Origin of the sequence: Mariniflexile maritimum (assembly GCF_009746565.1) — a bacterium.
Lineage (GTDB): Bacteria > Bacteroidota > Bacteroidia > Flavobacteriales > Flavobacteriaceae > Mariniflexile > Mariniflexile maritimum.
In genome coordinates this window covers 1-17631 of record NZ_WRPN01000003.1, presented here as the reverse complement: position 1 = coordinate 17631, position 17631 = coordinate 1, and the positions used below count along the sequence as shown (strand labels likewise).

General features: G+C 38.9%; 8 protein-coding genes. 3 read left to right on the top strand and 5 right to left on the bottom strand.

Annotated elements, in window-relative coordinates; all coding sequences use genetic code 11:
* Nucleotides 1–8: 8 nt before the first annotated feature.
* Nucleotides 9–3068: a SusC/RagA family TonB-linked outer membrane protein gene (locus tag GQO80_RS05340; protein WP_232333116.1), complete on the bottom strand. Its 3060-nt coding sequence runs from the start codon at nucleotides 3066–3068 to the stop codon at nucleotides 9–11.
* Between the two features lie 301 nt (nucleotides 3069–3369).
* Here GQO80_RS05340 and GQO80_RS05335 point away from each other — a divergent pair, with 301 nt between their 5' ends.
* Nucleotides 3370–6270 (top strand): triple tyrosine motif-containing protein, encoded by a 2901-nt coding sequence (locus GQO80_RS05335; protein WP_157207312.1) that lies wholly within the window; start codon nucleotides 3370–3372, stop codon nucleotides 6268–6270.
* Between the two features lie 116 nt (nucleotides 6271–6386).
* Here the strand turns inward: GQO80_RS05335 and GQO80_RS05330 are convergent, their stop codons facing one another.
* Together GQO80_RS05330 and GQO80_RS05325 are read right to left on the bottom strand one after the other, a co-directional pair.
* Nucleotides 6387–7571: a pyridoxal phosphate-dependent aminotransferase gene (locus tag GQO80_RS05330; RefSeq protein ID WP_157207311.1), complete on the bottom strand. Its 1185-nt coding sequence runs from the start codon at nucleotides 7569–7571 to the stop codon at nucleotides 6387–6389.
* Between the two features lie 25 nt (nucleotides 7572–7596).
* Nucleotides 7597–8697, bottom strand: a complete 1101-nt coding sequence (locus tag GQO80_RS05325) for a fatty acid desaturase family protein (protein WP_157207310.1) — start codon at nucleotides 8695–8697, stop codon at nucleotides 7597–7599.
* 137 nt (nucleotides 8698–8834) lie between these two features.
* On the opposite strand from GQO80_RS05325, the gene rsmG reads away from it, so the two are divergent.
* The gene (gene rsmG, locus GQO80_RS05320) at nucleotides 8835–9464 is read left to right on the top strand and encodes a 16S rRNA (guanine(527)-N(7))-methyltransferase RsmG (protein ID WP_157207309.1); all 630 of its coding nucleotides are present in this window, start codon (nucleotides 8835–8837) and stop codon (nucleotides 9462–9464) included.
* Between the two features lie 19 nt (nucleotides 9465–9483).
* Here rsmG and GQO80_RS05315 read toward each other — a convergent pair whose 3' ends face one another.
* A complete protein-coding gene (locus tag GQO80_RS05315; RefSeq protein WP_198037730.1) occupies nucleotides 9484–10443 on the bottom strand; it encodes a tetratricopeptide repeat protein in 960 nt (319 codons plus the stop codon).
* A gap of 360 nt (nucleotides 10444–10803) precedes the next feature.
* Here GQO80_RS05315 and GQO80_RS05310 point away from each other — a divergent pair, with 360 nt between their 5' ends.
* Nucleotides 10804–15633, top strand: a complete 4830-nt coding sequence (locus GQO80_RS05310; RefSeq protein ID WP_198037729.1) for a LamG-like jellyroll fold domain-containing protein — start codon at nucleotides 10804–10806, stop codon at nucleotides 15631–15633.
* A gap of 149 nt (nucleotides 15634–15782) precedes the next feature.
* Here GQO80_RS05310 and pruA read toward each other — a convergent pair whose 3' ends face one another.
* On the bottom strand, nucleotides 15783–17411 hold the full coding sequence (gene pruA, locus GQO80_RS05305) for an L-glutamate gamma-semialdehyde dehydrogenase (protein ID WP_157207306.1): 1629 nt from the start codon (nucleotides 17409–17411) through the stop codon (nucleotides 15783–15785).
* Nucleotides 17412–17631: the final 220 nt, after the last annotated feature.

Here is a 17631-nt window from a genome sequence, read left to right as displayed (position 1 = left end):
GTAAATTATTAAAATTGAATATTAGCTCCCAACATAAAAGATTGGGCTTGTGGATAATAACCTCTATCAATACCAAAAGTACTACCACCAATTTCTGGGTCGAAGCCTGAATATTTAGTAAAGGTCAATAAATTTTCGCCCGTTACATAAAGTCTTAATTTTTGAGCCCCTATTTTGCCAACAACTTCTTGCGGTAGGGTGTAACCAAATTGGATGACTTTAAGGCGTAAATAATCGCCATCTTCTAAATAAAAATCTGAAAATCTTGTAAAATTCAAATTGGTATCTGCCGTGGTTAAGCGCGGATAACTGTTTGAAGTGCCTTCACCCGTCCAACGCCCCAAAGCTTTTGTTTGGTAATTTGGATTTGCTCCTAAATCGATTCGTCTTAAGCCTTGGAAAATTTTGTTTCCAGCAACGCCTTGGAATGCCATGTTTAAATCAAACCCCCCATAATCCAAATTCAAGTTAAATCCGAAGGTATATTTTGGAATAGGGCTTCCCAGATATTGTTTATCAAGATCATTAATGGTGCCATTACCATCGGTATCAACCCATCTAAAATCGCCCGGTTTTGCGTTTGGCTGAATGATAATTCCTGTGCTGTTGGTATAAGCATTTATTTCTGCCTGATTTTGGAAAATACCTGCTGTTTTATAACCATAAAAAGTATTTCTGGCCATTCCAACTTCGGTTCTGGTTAATGTTCCCATAGATTGGAACCCTACGCCACCAGTTATATAGGTTTTTCCTTGACCTAAATAAGTAACCTCGTTTTCTAAATAGGAAATGTTACCATTTACCCTCACATTAAGCGTTCCAAAACTTTCATTGTACCCTAGTTCCAATTCAATGCCCCGGTTTTCCATATCGGCTATGTTACCAAGCGGGGAATTTGCTGCGCCTAAAAAACCTGGTATTTCAACATTTTGTAAAATTCCTGTGGTTTTTTTCTTGTAAACCTCGGCCGTAACATTTAAAGTATTAAAAAATTTGGCATCTACACCTATATTTGTTTGTATGGTCTCTTCCCATTTTAAATCTGGATTTGAAGGTGCATCGGGACTGGTTCCTATTTGAATGGTGCCATCGGTACCCAAAGGATAATTTCTTCCTCCAGAAACAAGCGCCAAATAACCAAAATCGCCAATGGCATCATTTCCCGTAACACCATAGCCACCTCTTATTTTTATGGTGTTTACTAAGGAATTCGTTTTCCAGAAATCTTCTTGGGTAAGCACCCAACCTGCCGAAAAAGAAGGGAAAACACCAAATTTGTTATTTGATCCAAATCTTGATGAACCATCGCGCCTAATAACACCTGTAACTAAATATTTTTCTTTGTAGTTGTAATTCAATCTTGAAAACAAAGACGTTAGCTTGTGCAGATCGCTTGTATATGCAGAGCCAAATTTATTGCTTTCTGCAACATCGTAACCAAATGAAGCCAACTTATAATCGGCGGTTGGAATCCCTCTATAGGTTACCGTTGAACCGCTGGCATCGTTATCAACATAAGCTCCTTGGCCTACTAATAAACTTATATTGTGATCATTAATTTGTTTGGTGTAAGAAATAGTGTTTTCAACATTCCAACCAAAATTTTTATTTGTACTTCGTGTGATCGTATTTTCATCATTAATATTATCACCGTTCATAAAATACTTAGGTGTAAACCCTTCAAATCCCCAATACGCCAATTTACCGCCTAAGGTAGATCGTATTTTCAATCCTTCAATGGGCGTAATTTCAATACTTGCATTTCCAACAAAATCATCAGCCCAATTGTAATTGCCCAATCTGGTTTTAATATAGGCCAAAGGGTTGGTCATGTTGTTTTGCACCAATGTTGAAATCCCGTAAGGGTTTCCGTTCGCATCGGTCATAACATCATTACCTACATAAGGGATGCCGCTTGCCTTAACAGGATCGGTTTCTACCAACGGTGTTATGGGGTCTAAATGCAATGCAGAACTTAATGGCCCGCCTTGTTCGGCATTTGTGTTACCAATATCCAATGTTTTTTGGTGCGAATACCCTAGCGTTTGACTAAAAGTAATAAACTTTGAAATTTTATGGGTTGAGTTTAAACGCATGCTTTTTTTGTTAAAACCAGAAATTTCGGGCGTTACAATACCTTCCTGATCTATGATACCTACCGATGCATAAAAATTAGAAACATCGTTGCCACCGCTTAAACTCAGTTCATGGGAATACCGTTGTGCACTATTTGAAAAAATGGCATCTTGCCAATCGGTTCCTTTTCCCAAGGAAGTGGGGTTGGCATATAAAATTCCGCCGCCACCGTTTACAGACTGCTCGTTCATTAACACGGCATATTGCGTAGCGTTTAGCAATTTTAGTTTTCTGGCCGGACTCGATACACCGGCAAAACCATTATAATTAACGCTTATTTTTCCTTGCTTTCCTTTTTTGGTAGTAACCAATATCACACCGCCCGCGGCTCTAGCACCATAAATAGCCAGTGAAGCAGCATCTTTTAAAACCTCAATAGATTCGATGTCCGATTGGTTCACATAACCAATACCGCCATTATCTACAATCACACCGTCAACTACCCAAAGCGGGTCGTTTCCTGCTTCGGTAAACGTAGTTATACCACGTATTCTAATAGTAGAAGCCGAACCTGGTTGTCCCGCATTGGCTGCAATGGTTAAGCCCGAAACCCTACCCTGCAAAGCCTGTTCAATGCGCCCATTGGGTATGTTCTCAATATCCTTGGCCTTCACACTGGATATGGCACCGGTTACAACGCTCTTTTTTTGGGTACCATACCCTACAACCACTATTTCATCCAACTTAGCGCTTTCCGGTTGCATGATAATGCGCAAAGGACTTGTAGTTACGGCTACTTCTTGAGTAACATACCCTACATAAGAGATTATTAATGTGGTGGTGTTTTCAGATACGCTCAATGAAAAATTTCCATCGAAGTCTGTCGAGGTCCCATTGCTTGTCCCTTTTTCAATAATGGATGCCCCTGGCAATGCAAAATTATCTTCAGATGATAGAACCGTACCCGACACCGTTTTTTTGTTCTGTGCCATTACTGCTAAAGAACTGAAGAATAAAAAAAACAAGAATACAAATCTTAATTTTTTTGTGAATAATTTTAATTTCATAATAATTATTAGTTTAATTGTTTAATTTGTTAAAATGAATAGGGTAAATTTATATTTTTATCATTCATAAGGCGCTATTGTTGCATACGCTTTAATTACATCTGGAAATAAAATCATTACGTCAGCTATACATCATTTTTATTTTATTGCTTAATAAATAGTGTTTTAAATACTAAAAATATATTAACTTTAGAGTCTCTTTTAAATAAACAGCGTTCGGATTTTTATGACTCATAAATGGCGTTTAATTTGGTGGCTTTTAGTGCCCTTTTGTTTACATGCACAGGTTGCCCCTTCTTTTTTAAAACAAGTAAAAGCATCGGTTACCGAAGCTATTAGTTTCGATAAAAATGATTTCAAATCAGATGCCCAATTTTGGACCATGTGCGAAGACCGCAACGGTATTTTGATTTTTGGAAACAACGATGGCATTTTAACCTATGATGGGGAATATTGGAAAACCATCCCACTGCCCAATAACTCATCGGTTCGAAGCTTGATGATTGACGAGAGCGGTATTATATGGGTTGGCGGCTACAACGAAATTGGAAACCTAAAAAAGGATGCTTATGGAAATTACTATTACCAATCGTTAATTGATGCGCTGCTGTTAAACAATTCCAACTTAGAAAACAATTGGCAAATACATGCTTTTTATGGCAAGACCGTTTATAGGTCGTTTAAGGAATTAATTGTTATTCAGGGCAAATCTGCAACCCATATCAAAGCAAACCAGGCCTTTATTTATTCGGCTATGGTTCATGGCCATTTAATTGTTCAAGATGCAGAAAACGGTATTTACGCCCTTAACGAAGAAGCCGATAAGCTCACGTTCCTCTTCAACTCCAGTAGTGTTGAAAATGGCGCTATTACCGCATCATTTCCCATAAACAACCACGAAGTATATTTTATTACCAAAGAAGGCCATATTTTTTTAGCGAATTTATCCTCAAAAAAAATCATTAAAAAAATCAGGCTTTTTGAAAAAGGCCATATCGACCCTATTAACTGTGGCGTACAAAAAAACGATTCTACTTTCCTTTTGGGTACTTTAAGCTCAAAAATAATTGAACTGAAAAAGGATGGCAGCACAACCAAAACCAACATCACGTTCTCTAAAGTTAAAAACACCGCCATTCTTAATTTTTATAAATTAAAATCGAACAATATTTGGGTGCTTCACAATAATGGCATGGCGTGCTTGGACTTTAATTCGCAATATGCCAACATTTTCGATCATGCCTCTGTTTATGATATATTAATTGATAACAAAACCATTTATTTGGCAACCAATGAAGGTGTTTATTACATAAATAAGTTTGACGATCTCGATTTCAAAATCAACAAAATAGAAGATTTACCGGGGCAGGCTTGGTCTTTAACCAAATTGCAGGACGATATTTTAATTGGCCATAACGACGGGCTGTTTGTTTTAAAGGACCATAGTCCCGAGCAAATTGGCAACAGGACCGGTTTTTGGAAAATAACACCCTTAAAAGACCATAAAAACCTGTTTTTGGCATCCAATTATAACGGTTTGTTTTTGTTGGAAAAAGAAGCCTCTAAATGGGTTTTAAAACATCAAATACAGGGGTTTGATGAATCGACCCGCGATATTCTTCCTTCTGAAGACCCCAATACCTTCTGGGTCTGCCATGGCTACAAAGGGGTTTACAAAATAGTCATCAATTCAGATTATACACGGGTCGTATCCGTTGAACAGTTTACTACCGGAAACGGCTTTAAATCGCCGTTCAGTATCAATGCCGTTAACTATAATGGGCATATAGTGTTCACTACAAACAATGGCATTTACACCTATAACAAGAAAACAAAAACATTCGTACCCTATCCGGCATTGAACAACATTTTAGACGCTTCAAAAAACACGCGGAAACTGTTATATACCCAAGATAAAACATGGTTTGTGCAAGATGATGAAGCAGGTTATTTCCTAAATAACGACCCCAAAAAGCAATTAATTACCGCCCCTTTTTTAAACCTAAAAGGGTTGTTCAACAAAGGTATGGAAAGCGTGCTGCCTTTTGGCGATTATGTTTTTTTGGGCTCGAACAAAGGGCTGCTTCTGTACTCTGTTCAGGTTAACAATACCCAAAAAGCGCACACGGTTTTTACCAACATAAGCTATATAAACGATCAGGTTAAAAATTATGCCCCCATTTACCCCGACCGCCTGGTGGAATTGCCCAATGCCTCCGATGTTTTGAGATTTGAATTCAGCGCCCCGGAAATTGCCCCCTATACCCAGGTGCAGTATAGCTATTTTCTGGAGGGTTCTGATTTTGTATGGTCGGAATGGTCTTCGCTCCCTTTTAAAGAATACACTAAATTACCCCACGGCACCTACACCTTTAAGGTGAAAAGCAAAAGCAGCACCGGGGTTGAAGGCCATGAAAGGGCTTATACCTTTTCCATTCTTCCTATGTGGTACCAAACCGGTTTTGCCTATTTTATATACAGTGCCGTTTTTTTAATGATCACCTATTTGGCTTATAGGCTTATTTTGAAAAAAATAGAAGCTGAAAAGAGAAAAACAAAATTAGAGACCTTAAAAGACCAAAAACTTGTTAAACTGGAACTGGAACAACTTAAATTGTCTATCGAACAACAAAAAATTAAAGAGGACAACACCCATTTGGAAATGGATTTAATTGATAAAAGCAAAGAACTGGCCAATTACACCCTGCTACTTAGCAAGAGAAAAGAAGCCTTCCAAGAGCTGAACAACGACCTGAAACAACTTAAAGAACTGGTTAAGAGCAGCGAATCGAAAAACAAAATAACCCAAATCTTCAAAAAGCTGAACCAAAACAAAATAGGCGATAAATATCTTGAGATCTTTGATGTGAATTTTGAAAGGGTACACACCGAGTTTTTTAGGGATTTAAAGCATATTAATCCTTCATTTTCGCAACGTGAACTTCGGCTAAGCGCTTTAATCAAAATGAATTTAACCAATAAAGAGATTTCACATATACTAAACATTTCAACAAGAGGTGTTGAAACTGCAAGGTACAGATTACGCAGAAAGCTTAATCTACCAGCATCAGAAAGCCTTACTTCATTTCTTGGGAATTTAAGTGTTAGTAATCAAAAATATAGCTAGTATTTATTGAATTAAATTCATTTTTGGGTTTTTCGAGATAGAACATAATCAAAAAGACCTGTTAGAATTTTTGAAATCCCAACAGGTCTTTTTGATTATCTATGATAACTGTGTTTTTAACTCACTGCATCCTTAATGCGTTTTATAGCTTCGATAATTTGCTCTTGTGAGGCGGCATACGAAATGCGAATGCAATCGGGGTTGCCAAACGATTCGCCGTCAACGGTGGCCACCAAAGCCTCTTCTAATAGATACATTGAAAAATCGGAAGCATTGTTTATGGTTTTTCCGCGTAATATTTTTCCAAAGAAATAGGATATGTTTGGAAATACATAAAACGCACCTTCTGGCGTGTTGGTTTCAAAGCCTTTTACCTCGCTTAATAAGCTTAGAATTAAATCGCGACGCACCTTAAATTCGTCTATCATATATTGAACACGACTTGGCGATTCGTTAAGTGCCGTAATGGTAGCGCGTTGTGCAATACAGTTGGCGCCACTGGTAATCTGTCCTTGCATTTTGTTGCAGGCCCTAGCGATTTTTTCGGGAGCACCAATGTAGCCAATACGCCATCCGGTCATTGCAAATGCTTTTGAAACACCGTTAACGGTAATGGTACGGTCGTACATATCTTCAAATTGCGCCATACTTGCGTGCTTGCCCACATAGTTTATGTGTTCGTAAATTTCATCGGAAACCACATAAATATTGGGGTGTTTTACCAACACATCGGCCAAACCGCGCAATTCTTCTTTGCTGTAAATGGAGCCGCTGGGGTTGCAAGGCGAACTAAACCAAATCATTTTGGTTTTTGGTGTAATGGCCGCCTCCAATTGTGCAGGGGTCATTTTAAAATCGGTTGCTATGGTTGTGGGTACTTCAACAGGAATACCGTCGTTCAACTTAATAAGGTCGGCATAACTTACCCAATAAGGGCAAGGAATAATGACTTCATCGCCCATGTTGGTCATAACCGCAGCAATATTGGCCAACGATTGTTTGGCACCGGTAGAAACTACAATTTGGTTTGGGGTATAGGTAAGCCCATTGTCGCGCTTAAATTTATTGATAATGGCCTGTTTTAGGTCCACATAACCATCAACTGGCGAGTAGGCGTTGTAATTGTCGTGAATGGCTTGAATGGCGGCTTCTTTAATAAAATCGGGGGTATTAAAATCTGGTTCGCCCAGACTTAGCCCAATAATGTCTTTTCCTTCAGCTCTCAGTTCTCTTGTTTTTGCAGCCATCGCTAGGGTAGCCGACTGCGCCATGTTTAAAATTCTATCGGATAGTAATTGCATTTCAAAAAAAAAAAAATAATAATGGTTAGACGTGTAATGCGGGTTTCATGCCCATTTCCTTTAAGTGCTTAAAATGGGCAATAATGGCTTTACGGGTTGTTTTATATTCGTTATAGGGTAAGTTGAATTCTTTAGCGGTTTCCTTAACAATTTTAGAGATTTTATCATAGTGGATATGACTGATGTTGGGGAAAATATGGTGCTCTACTTGATGGTTCAATCCGCCGGTAAACCAATTGATTATTCGGCTTTTAGCTCCAAAATTCACGGTTGTTTTAAGTTGGTGGATGGCCCAGGTGTTCTTCATGGTGCCATCTTGTTCGGGCAATGGCATTTCGGCATCTTCCATAACATGTGCCAATTGAAAAACTACACTTAAAATGAGGCCTGCTGTGTAGTGCATGACGAAGAAGCCCAATAAAATTTTCCACCAAGCAATGTCAAGAATAAGCATAGGAAGCACGACCCAAACGGCAATGTAAATGATTTTTGAAATAACCAATTTGCTCCAGTTCCAAACGGGATTTGGAAATTTTCCGTACGATAATTTACGTTTCATGTAACGTTTCATTTGTATAAAATCGGTGGTGATGGCCCAATTGATGGTTAGTAATCCATATAGCAATACCGAATAATAATGCTGGAACTTGTGGTACCAATGCCATTCAGAATGTTCAGAGAATCGCAAAATGCGCCCTGCCTCCAAATCTTCATCCATCCCGTGAATATTGGTATAGGTATGGTGCAAAACGTTGTGCTGTACTTTCCAGTTGTAAACATTGCCGGCAAGTATGTAAATGCTGCTGCCCATCAACCTGTTGATCCATTCTTTATTTGAAAATACGCCGTGGTTGCCATCGTGCATCACGTTCATGCCAACTCCTGCCATCCCAATACCCATAACAATGGTCAATAAAAGTTGTGCCCAACCCGGAATGTTCAATGTTAAAAGCAAGAAATAGGGTGTTAAAAACAACGAAAACATAATGATGGTCTTTACCCATAATTTCCAATTGCCGGTACGTTTGATGCTATTGTCCTTAAAATAATCGTTAACACGTTTGTTGAGCGTTTTAAAAAATTTTGCCGAATCGATACGTGAGAAAGAAAGGGTTTGTTCTGTCATGCTATTAAAATTTGTTCAATATGAAATAAAGCATTTCATATTTGGCGCAAAGATAGGTATAATGCAATTGAAGTAATGCCATTTTTTTGTAAAAATATGGAGGTAAAAAGTATATTTTTGTTGAAAATTTAACAGGAATGGAGTTAATACTTAAATACTTTGCGAACCTTACGGAAGACCAAATTGAAAAATTTCGGAAGATGGAACTATTATATCAAGATTGGAATTTGAAAATTAATGTGGTGTCCCGTAAAGACATTGACGAGCTTTATTTGCGGCACGTGCTACATTCGTTGGGCATTGCCAAAGTAATTGCTTTTAAGGATGGAAGCCAGATTTTAGATGTTGGCACCGGTGGCGGGTTTCCGGGTATTCCATTGGCTATTTTGTTTCCAAAGTGTACTTTTCACTTGGTTGACAGTATTGCAAAAAAAATAAAGGTGGTTGATGAAGTGGTTGAAGGTTTAGGCCTCACCAACGTAATAACAAGCCACAGTCGTGTCGAGGAAATTAGTGGCACTTACGATTTTATAGTGAGTCGCGCCGTAGCCATCATGCCTACCTTTGTACATTGGGTAAAGGGAAAAATAGCCAAAGAGCAAAAAAACGACCTTAAAAACGGCATTCTGTATTTAAAGGGTGGCGATTTAACCGAAGAACTGCAAGATTACAGAACCACGACCATCTATAATTTAAGCGATTTTTTTACGGAAGAATTTTATGAAACAAAAAAAGTGGTGCATTTACCTTTAAAATATAAAGGGTGATTTTTCTTGATAATAGTGCTTATAGTTTTGATAATTCAACAAAATTCTCATTAAAATAGTAATATTGTTTTTGGTACCAATAGGTGTTTTTAAATGCTTCAACGTCTTTTTTTCCAGCGTTGGGCGACACAATGCTTAATGCTTTTTCAAAATATAATTGAGCGTTTTCTGCATCTTTCGCTTTATTATAGCCTATTGAAAGCCCCAGCATAGCATCAAAATCGTTGGCATCAAAGGTTAAGGCTGTTTTAAAATCTGAAATGGCATCCAAATACTTTCCTAACAATAAGAAGGAAGCGCCCCTGTAAAAATAGTTGAAACTATTGGAGTTGTTCAGCTTTAAGGCGCGGTTTAGGTCGTCGTTCGCTTTTTGGTAATAATTAATATCCAAATAAAACACGCCTCTATTGTAGTATGCTTCTGCGTTTGGGTTCACGATAATGGCAACCGAGTAATCTTCAAGGGCTTTTGTATATTGTTTTAAAGCCATATATGCCGAAGCTCTCAGGAAATAGGTGGTTTGTAGCGTTGGCACCAGGCCAATTATTTTACTAAAGTCGATAATGGCGCTTTCAAATTCACCTAAATCATATTTTACACAGCCCAAGCTATATAGGGCATCCAAAAGTTGGGGGTCGCGTTTATAAGCTTCTTCATAATCATCTTTAGCGCCATCAAAATCCTTGAGGCTATAACGCGAATTTCCGCGGTTATAATAGGTGTCAGCATCTGGTTTCTTTAGAATAATTTTGGAATAATCTACAATAGCACCCGAGTAATCGCCCAAATCGTTTTTTGCTATGGCACGGTAAAAATAAGCGTCTAAGTTGTCGGGCTCTAAAGCGATAACCGCACTGTAAAGCGACACCTTTTCATTTAAGTCGGTGGCTTTGGTGGCTTGTCGGTATAGTTTATTGGCTTGCGCAAAAATGGTATTGCAAGCTATGGTTATGATGAGGATGATAATGGCTTTTTTCATTAGGGATTTAGGTGTTAAAATTTGAGGCATTAAAAAAAATAAAGTTAGTAATTTTTATGGAATTTAATTTAGGAAACCAGTTTTTAAAAATGGTTGGGAGATGAATATTTAGTCTATGATATTTCTTTTCTGAACAAAAAAAAGACAAATTTGTCTTAATGTATTAAATTTTAGTGCATTTCGTCGAATAATAATGCTTTACATCGTTAGTTTTGTTATCTTTGTACCGTAATTGCATTTAAAATTTAGTCTCTCAACGTAAACCCTAATGCTAATTTATTTGAGATGACTATACGTTTACCCTTCAATTGTTTAAAATACTTCTATTTTTTATTGTTGCTATCAAATGTTAATGTAGGGATGGCGCAATCCATACAAGTTAATATTATTGGTAATCCCACAAGTATTTCCAATACGGCTACCATTGCAATTAATGCAGGAACGGCGCTTAATTTTAGAGTCACTAATAAAGAAACGGCCAATTGTGACGATTTGGAAATTCAAAGCATTTCCATCACAAACACGCCCATCTTTAGTGTCATTCCGGCTACTCCAAGTGGGGCGGTTAAGCCAGCTAGTTGTGCCCAATGGTGGTGGTACTTTTTTGGAATCAAATCAAATTTAGATTTCAAGGTCCAAAATAACAGTCCTAGTTCGGGTTGTGTGTCAGCTAGCTCCAAAGTAACCATCAAAATAAAAAATAAACCTGATTTTACCTTTACTTTACAGGTAAACACGTCGCCAAAAATAAATGTTTTAGGGGGTAGCCCCTTAGCTGATATTTTGCATAACTCAAGCATCCCATCGGCAACCAATGCTACCTATTTTGGTGTGGTCGAGTCTGGAGCCCAACGAACAAGAAATTACACCATTGTAAATACGGGTACGTGCCCTTTGAACATATCCGGAGTATCGGTTGTTGGTACAGATTTCACAGTACCAGCGTCCTTTACGGCTAGTATAGCACCAGGGGCGTCCACAATTTTGCCAGTTACCTTCAAAGGCCCGCCAGCGAGCTATGGGAAAAAAACAGCAACAATCAATATATTAAATAATGATAATTCCAGCTTTAAGTTTAATGTAAGTGCTGAAGTGTTTTTTGAAGATATTCCAGGGCCCGGGGGCGTTACCTCAGGTTTTAAGTTATGGCTTAAAGCTACCAGGGGCATAACCAAGGATGCCAGCTCTAAAGTTTTGGAATGGGCAGATTTAGGCACCAATCCTAAAAATGCGAAAGCCAATTTAGGAAATGAGCCTACCTATCTGGATGATGCCCTTTCAAATATAAATTTCAATCCGGTTATAGATTTTAAAAATGGCAGTGGTACAGAACAGTTTATGTATAACGATGAGTTGGCTAGTGGCTTTTATAGTTCAGATATTTTTATTGTGATGGTGCCCGATAGTCCCATAACCAGTACTTCTCCAAAAAATACCATTTTGGCGGGTATCGAATCGGCTACACCGGGCGACGTTACCGGGGTTGGTTATGGCAATTATTCTACGGCATTTAGCAATGAGGTTTTATCGTACAACCAAGGAATTCCCGGTTCTGGCACGTTTACGGGAAGTGCCGAAATTGATACCGGTAAATCGTACGCTGGGGTTGGTATTATCAATGTAACCGATAATTTGGATACGGCTCCTACTGCCCATGACATTTTATATAATTCCAAAATATTAACAACTGCTAAGGCTGCAAACCCGTTTGGTAGTTTGAATGGTAGTTGGTATTGGATTGGAAAAAATTATAACGAAACTGCGAACTTAAACGGAAGGGTTGCCGAAATTTTCACCTTTTCAACAAAGTTGGATGCCACTTCCAGACAAAAAGTGGAATCTTATCTGGCCATTAAATATGGCATTACTTTAGGAACTTCTACCATTGCCGAAAAAGATTATCTTAATTCTTTTGGCACCAAGGTTTGGAAGATTGCCGATGGTTTTAACCACGACGTTGCTGGCATAGCTAGGGATTCTATTTCCGATTTAAAGCAACGACAATCCAAAACCGCCAATACCATTCATGACGTTACCATTGGCTTAGGAGGTATTTTTCCAAAAAACAGTGACAATCCAAACGATTTTAATAAGGACGGCGATTTTTTAATGTGGGGAAACAATGGGGGCACTTTTACAACAAGTGGCGCAACCGAAACTGTAAATCTGGGTACAGGTATAAACACTTCGGTTGAACGCATCGACAGAATATGGAAAATTGTAGAGTCCACTGAAGTTTTAAGCGATGTTGGAAACGTGTATTTAAGTATTCCAGCTTCGGCTTTTGGTGGTTTTCCAAAAGCTTCCAATCAAGAATACGCCCTTATAGTGGCTGATGATCCGGCATTTGCAACCTCTAATATCATGGATGTAATTCCGTTAAGGCCCGATGCTAGTGGTAACTTATTTAATTGGTACAATTTTGATGGTACCAAATATTTTACCTTCGGAAAAGTATCAAGGTTAACGGGAAACCATGCCTTAACACTTGAAGATGGTGAATATCTGTTAGGCGATTATGCGCTTAACTTAAACGTAAACGATTTTACTATTTCGGCGTGGGTAAAAGGGGGCACTGTAAAAACGAATCCAAGAACCATCATGTCTAAAGGTGAAAAGCTGCAAATGCGATTAAATACTTCCGATGAGGTAGAAATCGTTATCGACGGAGCCATAAAATTCACCTCTACTATGGCATTGTCAGATTCTAAATGGCATCAAATAACATTTGTATATGATAGTGGTTCGGTGTTTTTGTATATAGATGGTGTGTTGGATAAAACAGAACAGAACGTTATGGCACCTTCACCCAATTTTAACAATTTTTGTATTGGAGCTTTGTACGTTAACAATAATGATGTTTCCAACTTCTTTTTGGGGCAAATTGACGAGGCTTACATTTGGGACCAAGGTCTTATCCGCGAGCAAGTGCGCTACCTCATGAACCAAGAAATTGAGCGCAGTCCTGCCAATTTTGTTTCGGGCAAAGTAATTCCATTTGCAGCGTCTAGCAATGTGGTGGCTACCATTCCTTGGAGCAAGTTGAAGGTGTATTATAATTTTAATGCTTTTTATGGTTCTACCATCGAAGGTCAGGCAAATGCAGATGGCTCCACAACCGATCGCTATTTCATACGGATTAATTATTTAAGTGAAGATAAAGCTGTATTATCGCCACAAACAGCACCGTTGCCTTATGTGTCTGCAAATGATGGTGCATGGGATGATCCTGCCACTTGGGAACATGGTTCAGAACAGGTGTTGCCAAATGCATTGGGTTTAAATGGTGTTAGACGTGTTGATTGGAATATTGCACAAATTTCACATGAAATAACCTCGGAAGATAACGATATAGCACTATTAGGTTTGGTTTTGGAAAATACAGGCAAATTAACCATAGCCAATCCGTTTGAAACCCTCGACGAAACTAATTCTGGTCATGGTTTGGCAATTTCCCATTACCTGGAATTGGACGGCGTGATAGATTTGGTGGGCGAATCGCAACTTTTACAAAGTGAGGGCAGTATTTTGGATGCCGATAGCGGTGGTTATATTGAACGCGACCAACAGGGTACGGCAAATGGTTTTAATTATAATTATTGGTCGTCATCGGTAGGGCCAACGGGTAATGGCAATGCTACTCTAGGCACGGGTCTTACTTACACAAATGAAAGCAATAAGATTGAAGGGTTTTTAAATAACGGAACATCAACAGCAGCTTATACACCCTTATTGTTTGATGGGGTCGCTTACCATTTTACGCCATCTGGCCCCCCGGGGCTGATAAAAACCATTTTTACTTATTGGCTCTATAAGTTTTATGGTGCTGCCAATGCCTACGATGCCTGGGAGAAAATCGACGAAAAATCATATTTAATGGCAGGTGAAGGGTTTACCATGAAAGGGCCTTCTGGTCCAGCACCCTTATCATCACAACAAAACTATGTGTTTAAAGGGTTGCCCTATAACGGAAATTTTACCTTGCCATTATTGAAAAGTATAACGGGAACCAATCCATTGGGAGATGTCGATAGGCTAATTGGAAATCCCTATCCCTCTGCAATGGATGCTACACAATTTATTTTGGATAATATCAGTGTTGCCGATGGCGGAAATAATCATAACGGAACCGTTTTTAATGGGGCTTTGTATTTCTGGGATCATTTTGGCAAAGAGGATACCCATATTTTAAAAGGCTATGTTGGCGGTTATGCAACCCGTAATTTAACGGGTGGTGCCGCTGCCATTTCAAATGATACGCGTATTAACAGTACTTCCAATGGGGGTAGTGCTGCTTTGGGTACAAAAGTACCGGGTCAATACATTCCCGTTAATCAAGGCTTTTTTGTTTCAACAGCTGTCGATGCAACTACGGGGTCGTCACTAACCAGTGTTGATGGAGGTGATATTGTATTTAAAAATAGCCAACGGGCGTATCAACGAGAAACAGGCCCATCATCCGTTTTTTTCAAGCAGAGCAACAAAAAGAACGACGCTAATTCAGCACCATCTGGAAAGCCAACAATTCGTCTTATCTACGATTCGCCTTTGGGCTATCATAGGCAACTTGTAATTGGTGCCAATATGAATGCGACAGATGGCTTTGATATGGGATATGATGCTTTTATGATTGATGTGAATGAAGAAGACATGTATTGGAGTTTGAATGATGCTAAATTGGTAATTCAGGGAGTTTCTAGCTTTGATGCTTCAAAAGAATTTTCACTGGGCCTAATTGTTCAAAAAGAAGGTGTTGCAACTATTAAGGTCGAAGCGCTTGAAAATATGGATGCCAGCACCAACCTATATATTAAGGATGCATTCACCAACCAAACCCACCTAATAACCAACAATGCTTTCGATGTATTTTTGCCATCGGGTATTTACAACAACCGATTTAAGCTGGTTTTCCAAAACACCGATGCTTTAAGCACAGAGACTGTTGAAGCTAATACAAGCCATCTTTTGGTTTATTTTGATGGCAATACCTCCGAAATAAAGTTAATCAACAAAAATGGGGTCTATGTTTCAAATGTTAATTTATATACCGTCTTGGGACAAGATATAAAGAACATGAACGTTCGCTCTTCAAAAAGTGAATCTATGCCAGTTAAGTTGACTACTGGCGTTTATATCATCAAGCTAAAAACAGAAAAGGGTGTTTTAAGCAAAAAGATACTTGTAGAGTAAATATAAAACCAGCAAAAGATTGATGTTTTTTGTTTTAAGAACAGGAGTCTTGATATCATTTAAGAATTTAATCAACTAAAATCAAAAAACATTCATATTCCTGAAAAGCTCAAGATTATGAATGTTTTTAAATAGGTAGGGCAAACAGTTTATTCACCCAAAAACGGATAACGATAATCTGTTGGTGTAATAAAGGTTTCTTTTATCAATCTAGGCGATACCCAACGCAATAAGTTTTGGGCACTTCCCGCTTTATCGTTTGTGCCAGAAGCACGTGCACCACCAAAAGGTTGTTGCCCAACAACTGCACCCGTTGGTTTATCGTTAATATAAAAGTTCCCTGCGCTATTTTGTAATGCATCCGTGGCCTGTGCTATGGCGTACCTGTCGGTTGCCAATACGGCACCTGTTAGGGCATACTCACTGGTTTCATCTACCAATTTTAGGGTTTCCGCATAAGCGTTATCTTCATATACATAAATGGTTATTACAGGGCCAAACAATTCGGTACACATGGTGGTATATTTGGGGTTTGTTGTAACAATTACTGTGGGTTCTATAAAATAGCCTTTAGATTTGTCATAGTTGCCACCAACTATAATGTTACTGTCCTTATCGGTTTTTGCTTGGTCAATGTAGGTTGCTAATTTATCAAACGAACCTTCGTGTATTACGGCAGTAATAAAATTGCCCATATCGGCAGGTGAGCCCATTTTTAGGGAGTTTACATCTTCTATAACCAATTTTTTAATCTCGCCCCATAGACTTTTGGGGATATAAGCGCGTGAAGCGGCACTGCATTTTTGCCCCTGAAACTCAAATGCTCCTCTAATTATAGCTGTTGAAACCTGTTTGGGTACAGCGCTTTTGTGGGCAATAATAAAATCCTTCCCGCCTGTTTCGCCCACAATTCTAGGATACGTTTTATAGTTGTGAATATTATTTCCTATTTGTTTCCAAAGTTCCTTAAATACAAAAGTAGAACCGGTAAAGTGTAATCCAGAAAAATCCGGACTCGCTAATACGGTGTTGCTAATCATCACAGGGTCGCCAAAAACAACATTTATCACGCCTGCTGGTACACCGGCTTCCTCAAAAACATCCATGATTACTTTAGCTGAATATATTTGGCTGTCACTAGGTTTCCAAACCACCACGTTGCCCATCAATGCCATGCACGATGGTAGGTTTCCTGCAATAGCGGTAAAATTGAAGGGGGTAACCGCATAAGTAAACCCTTCCAAAGGCCGGTACTCTACTCGGTTCCAGACATCGTTGGTACTTTTGGGCTGGTCTTTATAAATCTCCGTCATATATTGTACATTATAGCGCAAAAAATCCACAAACTCACAAGCAGCATCAATTTCAGCTTGATGGATGGTCTTCGATTGGGCAATCATGGTTGCGGCATTAATTTTAGCTCTATAGGGGCCTGCAACCAGTTCTGCTGCCTTTAAAAAAATGGCGGCTCGTTGCTCCCAAGGCATTTTAGACCAAGTTTTTCTGGCTTCCAATGCGGTTGTAATAGCTTTTTCTACATGGACTTGATCTGCTAAGTGATAGGTGCCAACTACATGCTTGTGGTCGTGCGGCGGTGATATGGTTCGGGTGGATCCTGTTTTAACATACAAACCATTTATATATAAAGGCACGTCAATGGTGCTCCTGTACATGGCATTATAAACGTTAAGTACAGCATCGCGCTCTGGTGTTCCCGGAGCATAACTTTTTACAGGTTCGTTATTGGCCGTAGGTACATTAAAAAAACCTTTTCCCATAATTCTATTGTTTTTGTTGTTTAATTATAAATAAATTGACTGCAAATTTACGAATTTTATAATGGTTATCCAGAATCAACAGCAATTAAATAGCCTTTTTTACGGCGTTCCCCTCGGGTTTCGGGCTTTGCGCTCCGAGTCCCCGCGCCCGTTGGGGCGTTGCCCGTGCCATCGATGGCACGGGCAAAGGGCGGAGCGTGGGTGCCAAAAGCGCGCCGAC

Coding starts and splice junctions, on each gene's coding strand:
- GQO80_RS05315 (WP_198037730.1), bottom strand. CDS start 10,443: ATGAAAAAAGCCATTATCATCCTCATCATAACCATAGCTTGCAATACC.
- GQO80_RS05325 (WP_157207310.1), bottom strand. CDS start 8,697: ATGACAGAACAAACCCTTTCTTTCTCACGTATCGATTCGGCAAAATTT.
- rsmG (WP_157207309.1), top strand. CDS start 8,835: ATGGAGTTAATACTTAAATACTTTGCGAACCTTACGGAAGACCAAATT.
- GQO80_RS05335 (WP_157207312.1), top strand. CDS start 3,370: ATGACTCATAAATGGCGTTTAATTTGGTGGCTTTTAGTGCCCTTTTGT.
- pruA (WP_157207306.1), bottom strand. CDS start 17,411: ATGGGAAAAGGTTTTTTTAATGTACCTACGGCCAATAACGAACCTGTA.
- GQO80_RS05310 (WP_198037729.1), top strand. CDS start 10,804: ATGGCGCAATCCATACAAGTTAATATTATTGGTAATCCCACAAGTATT.
- GQO80_RS05340 (WP_232333116.1), bottom strand. CDS start 3,068: ATGGCACAGAACAAAAAAACGGTGTCGGGTACGGTTCTATCATCTGAA.
- GQO80_RS05330 (WP_157207311.1), bottom strand. CDS start 7,571: ATGCAATTACTATCCGATAGAATTTTAAACATGGCGCAGTCGGCTACC.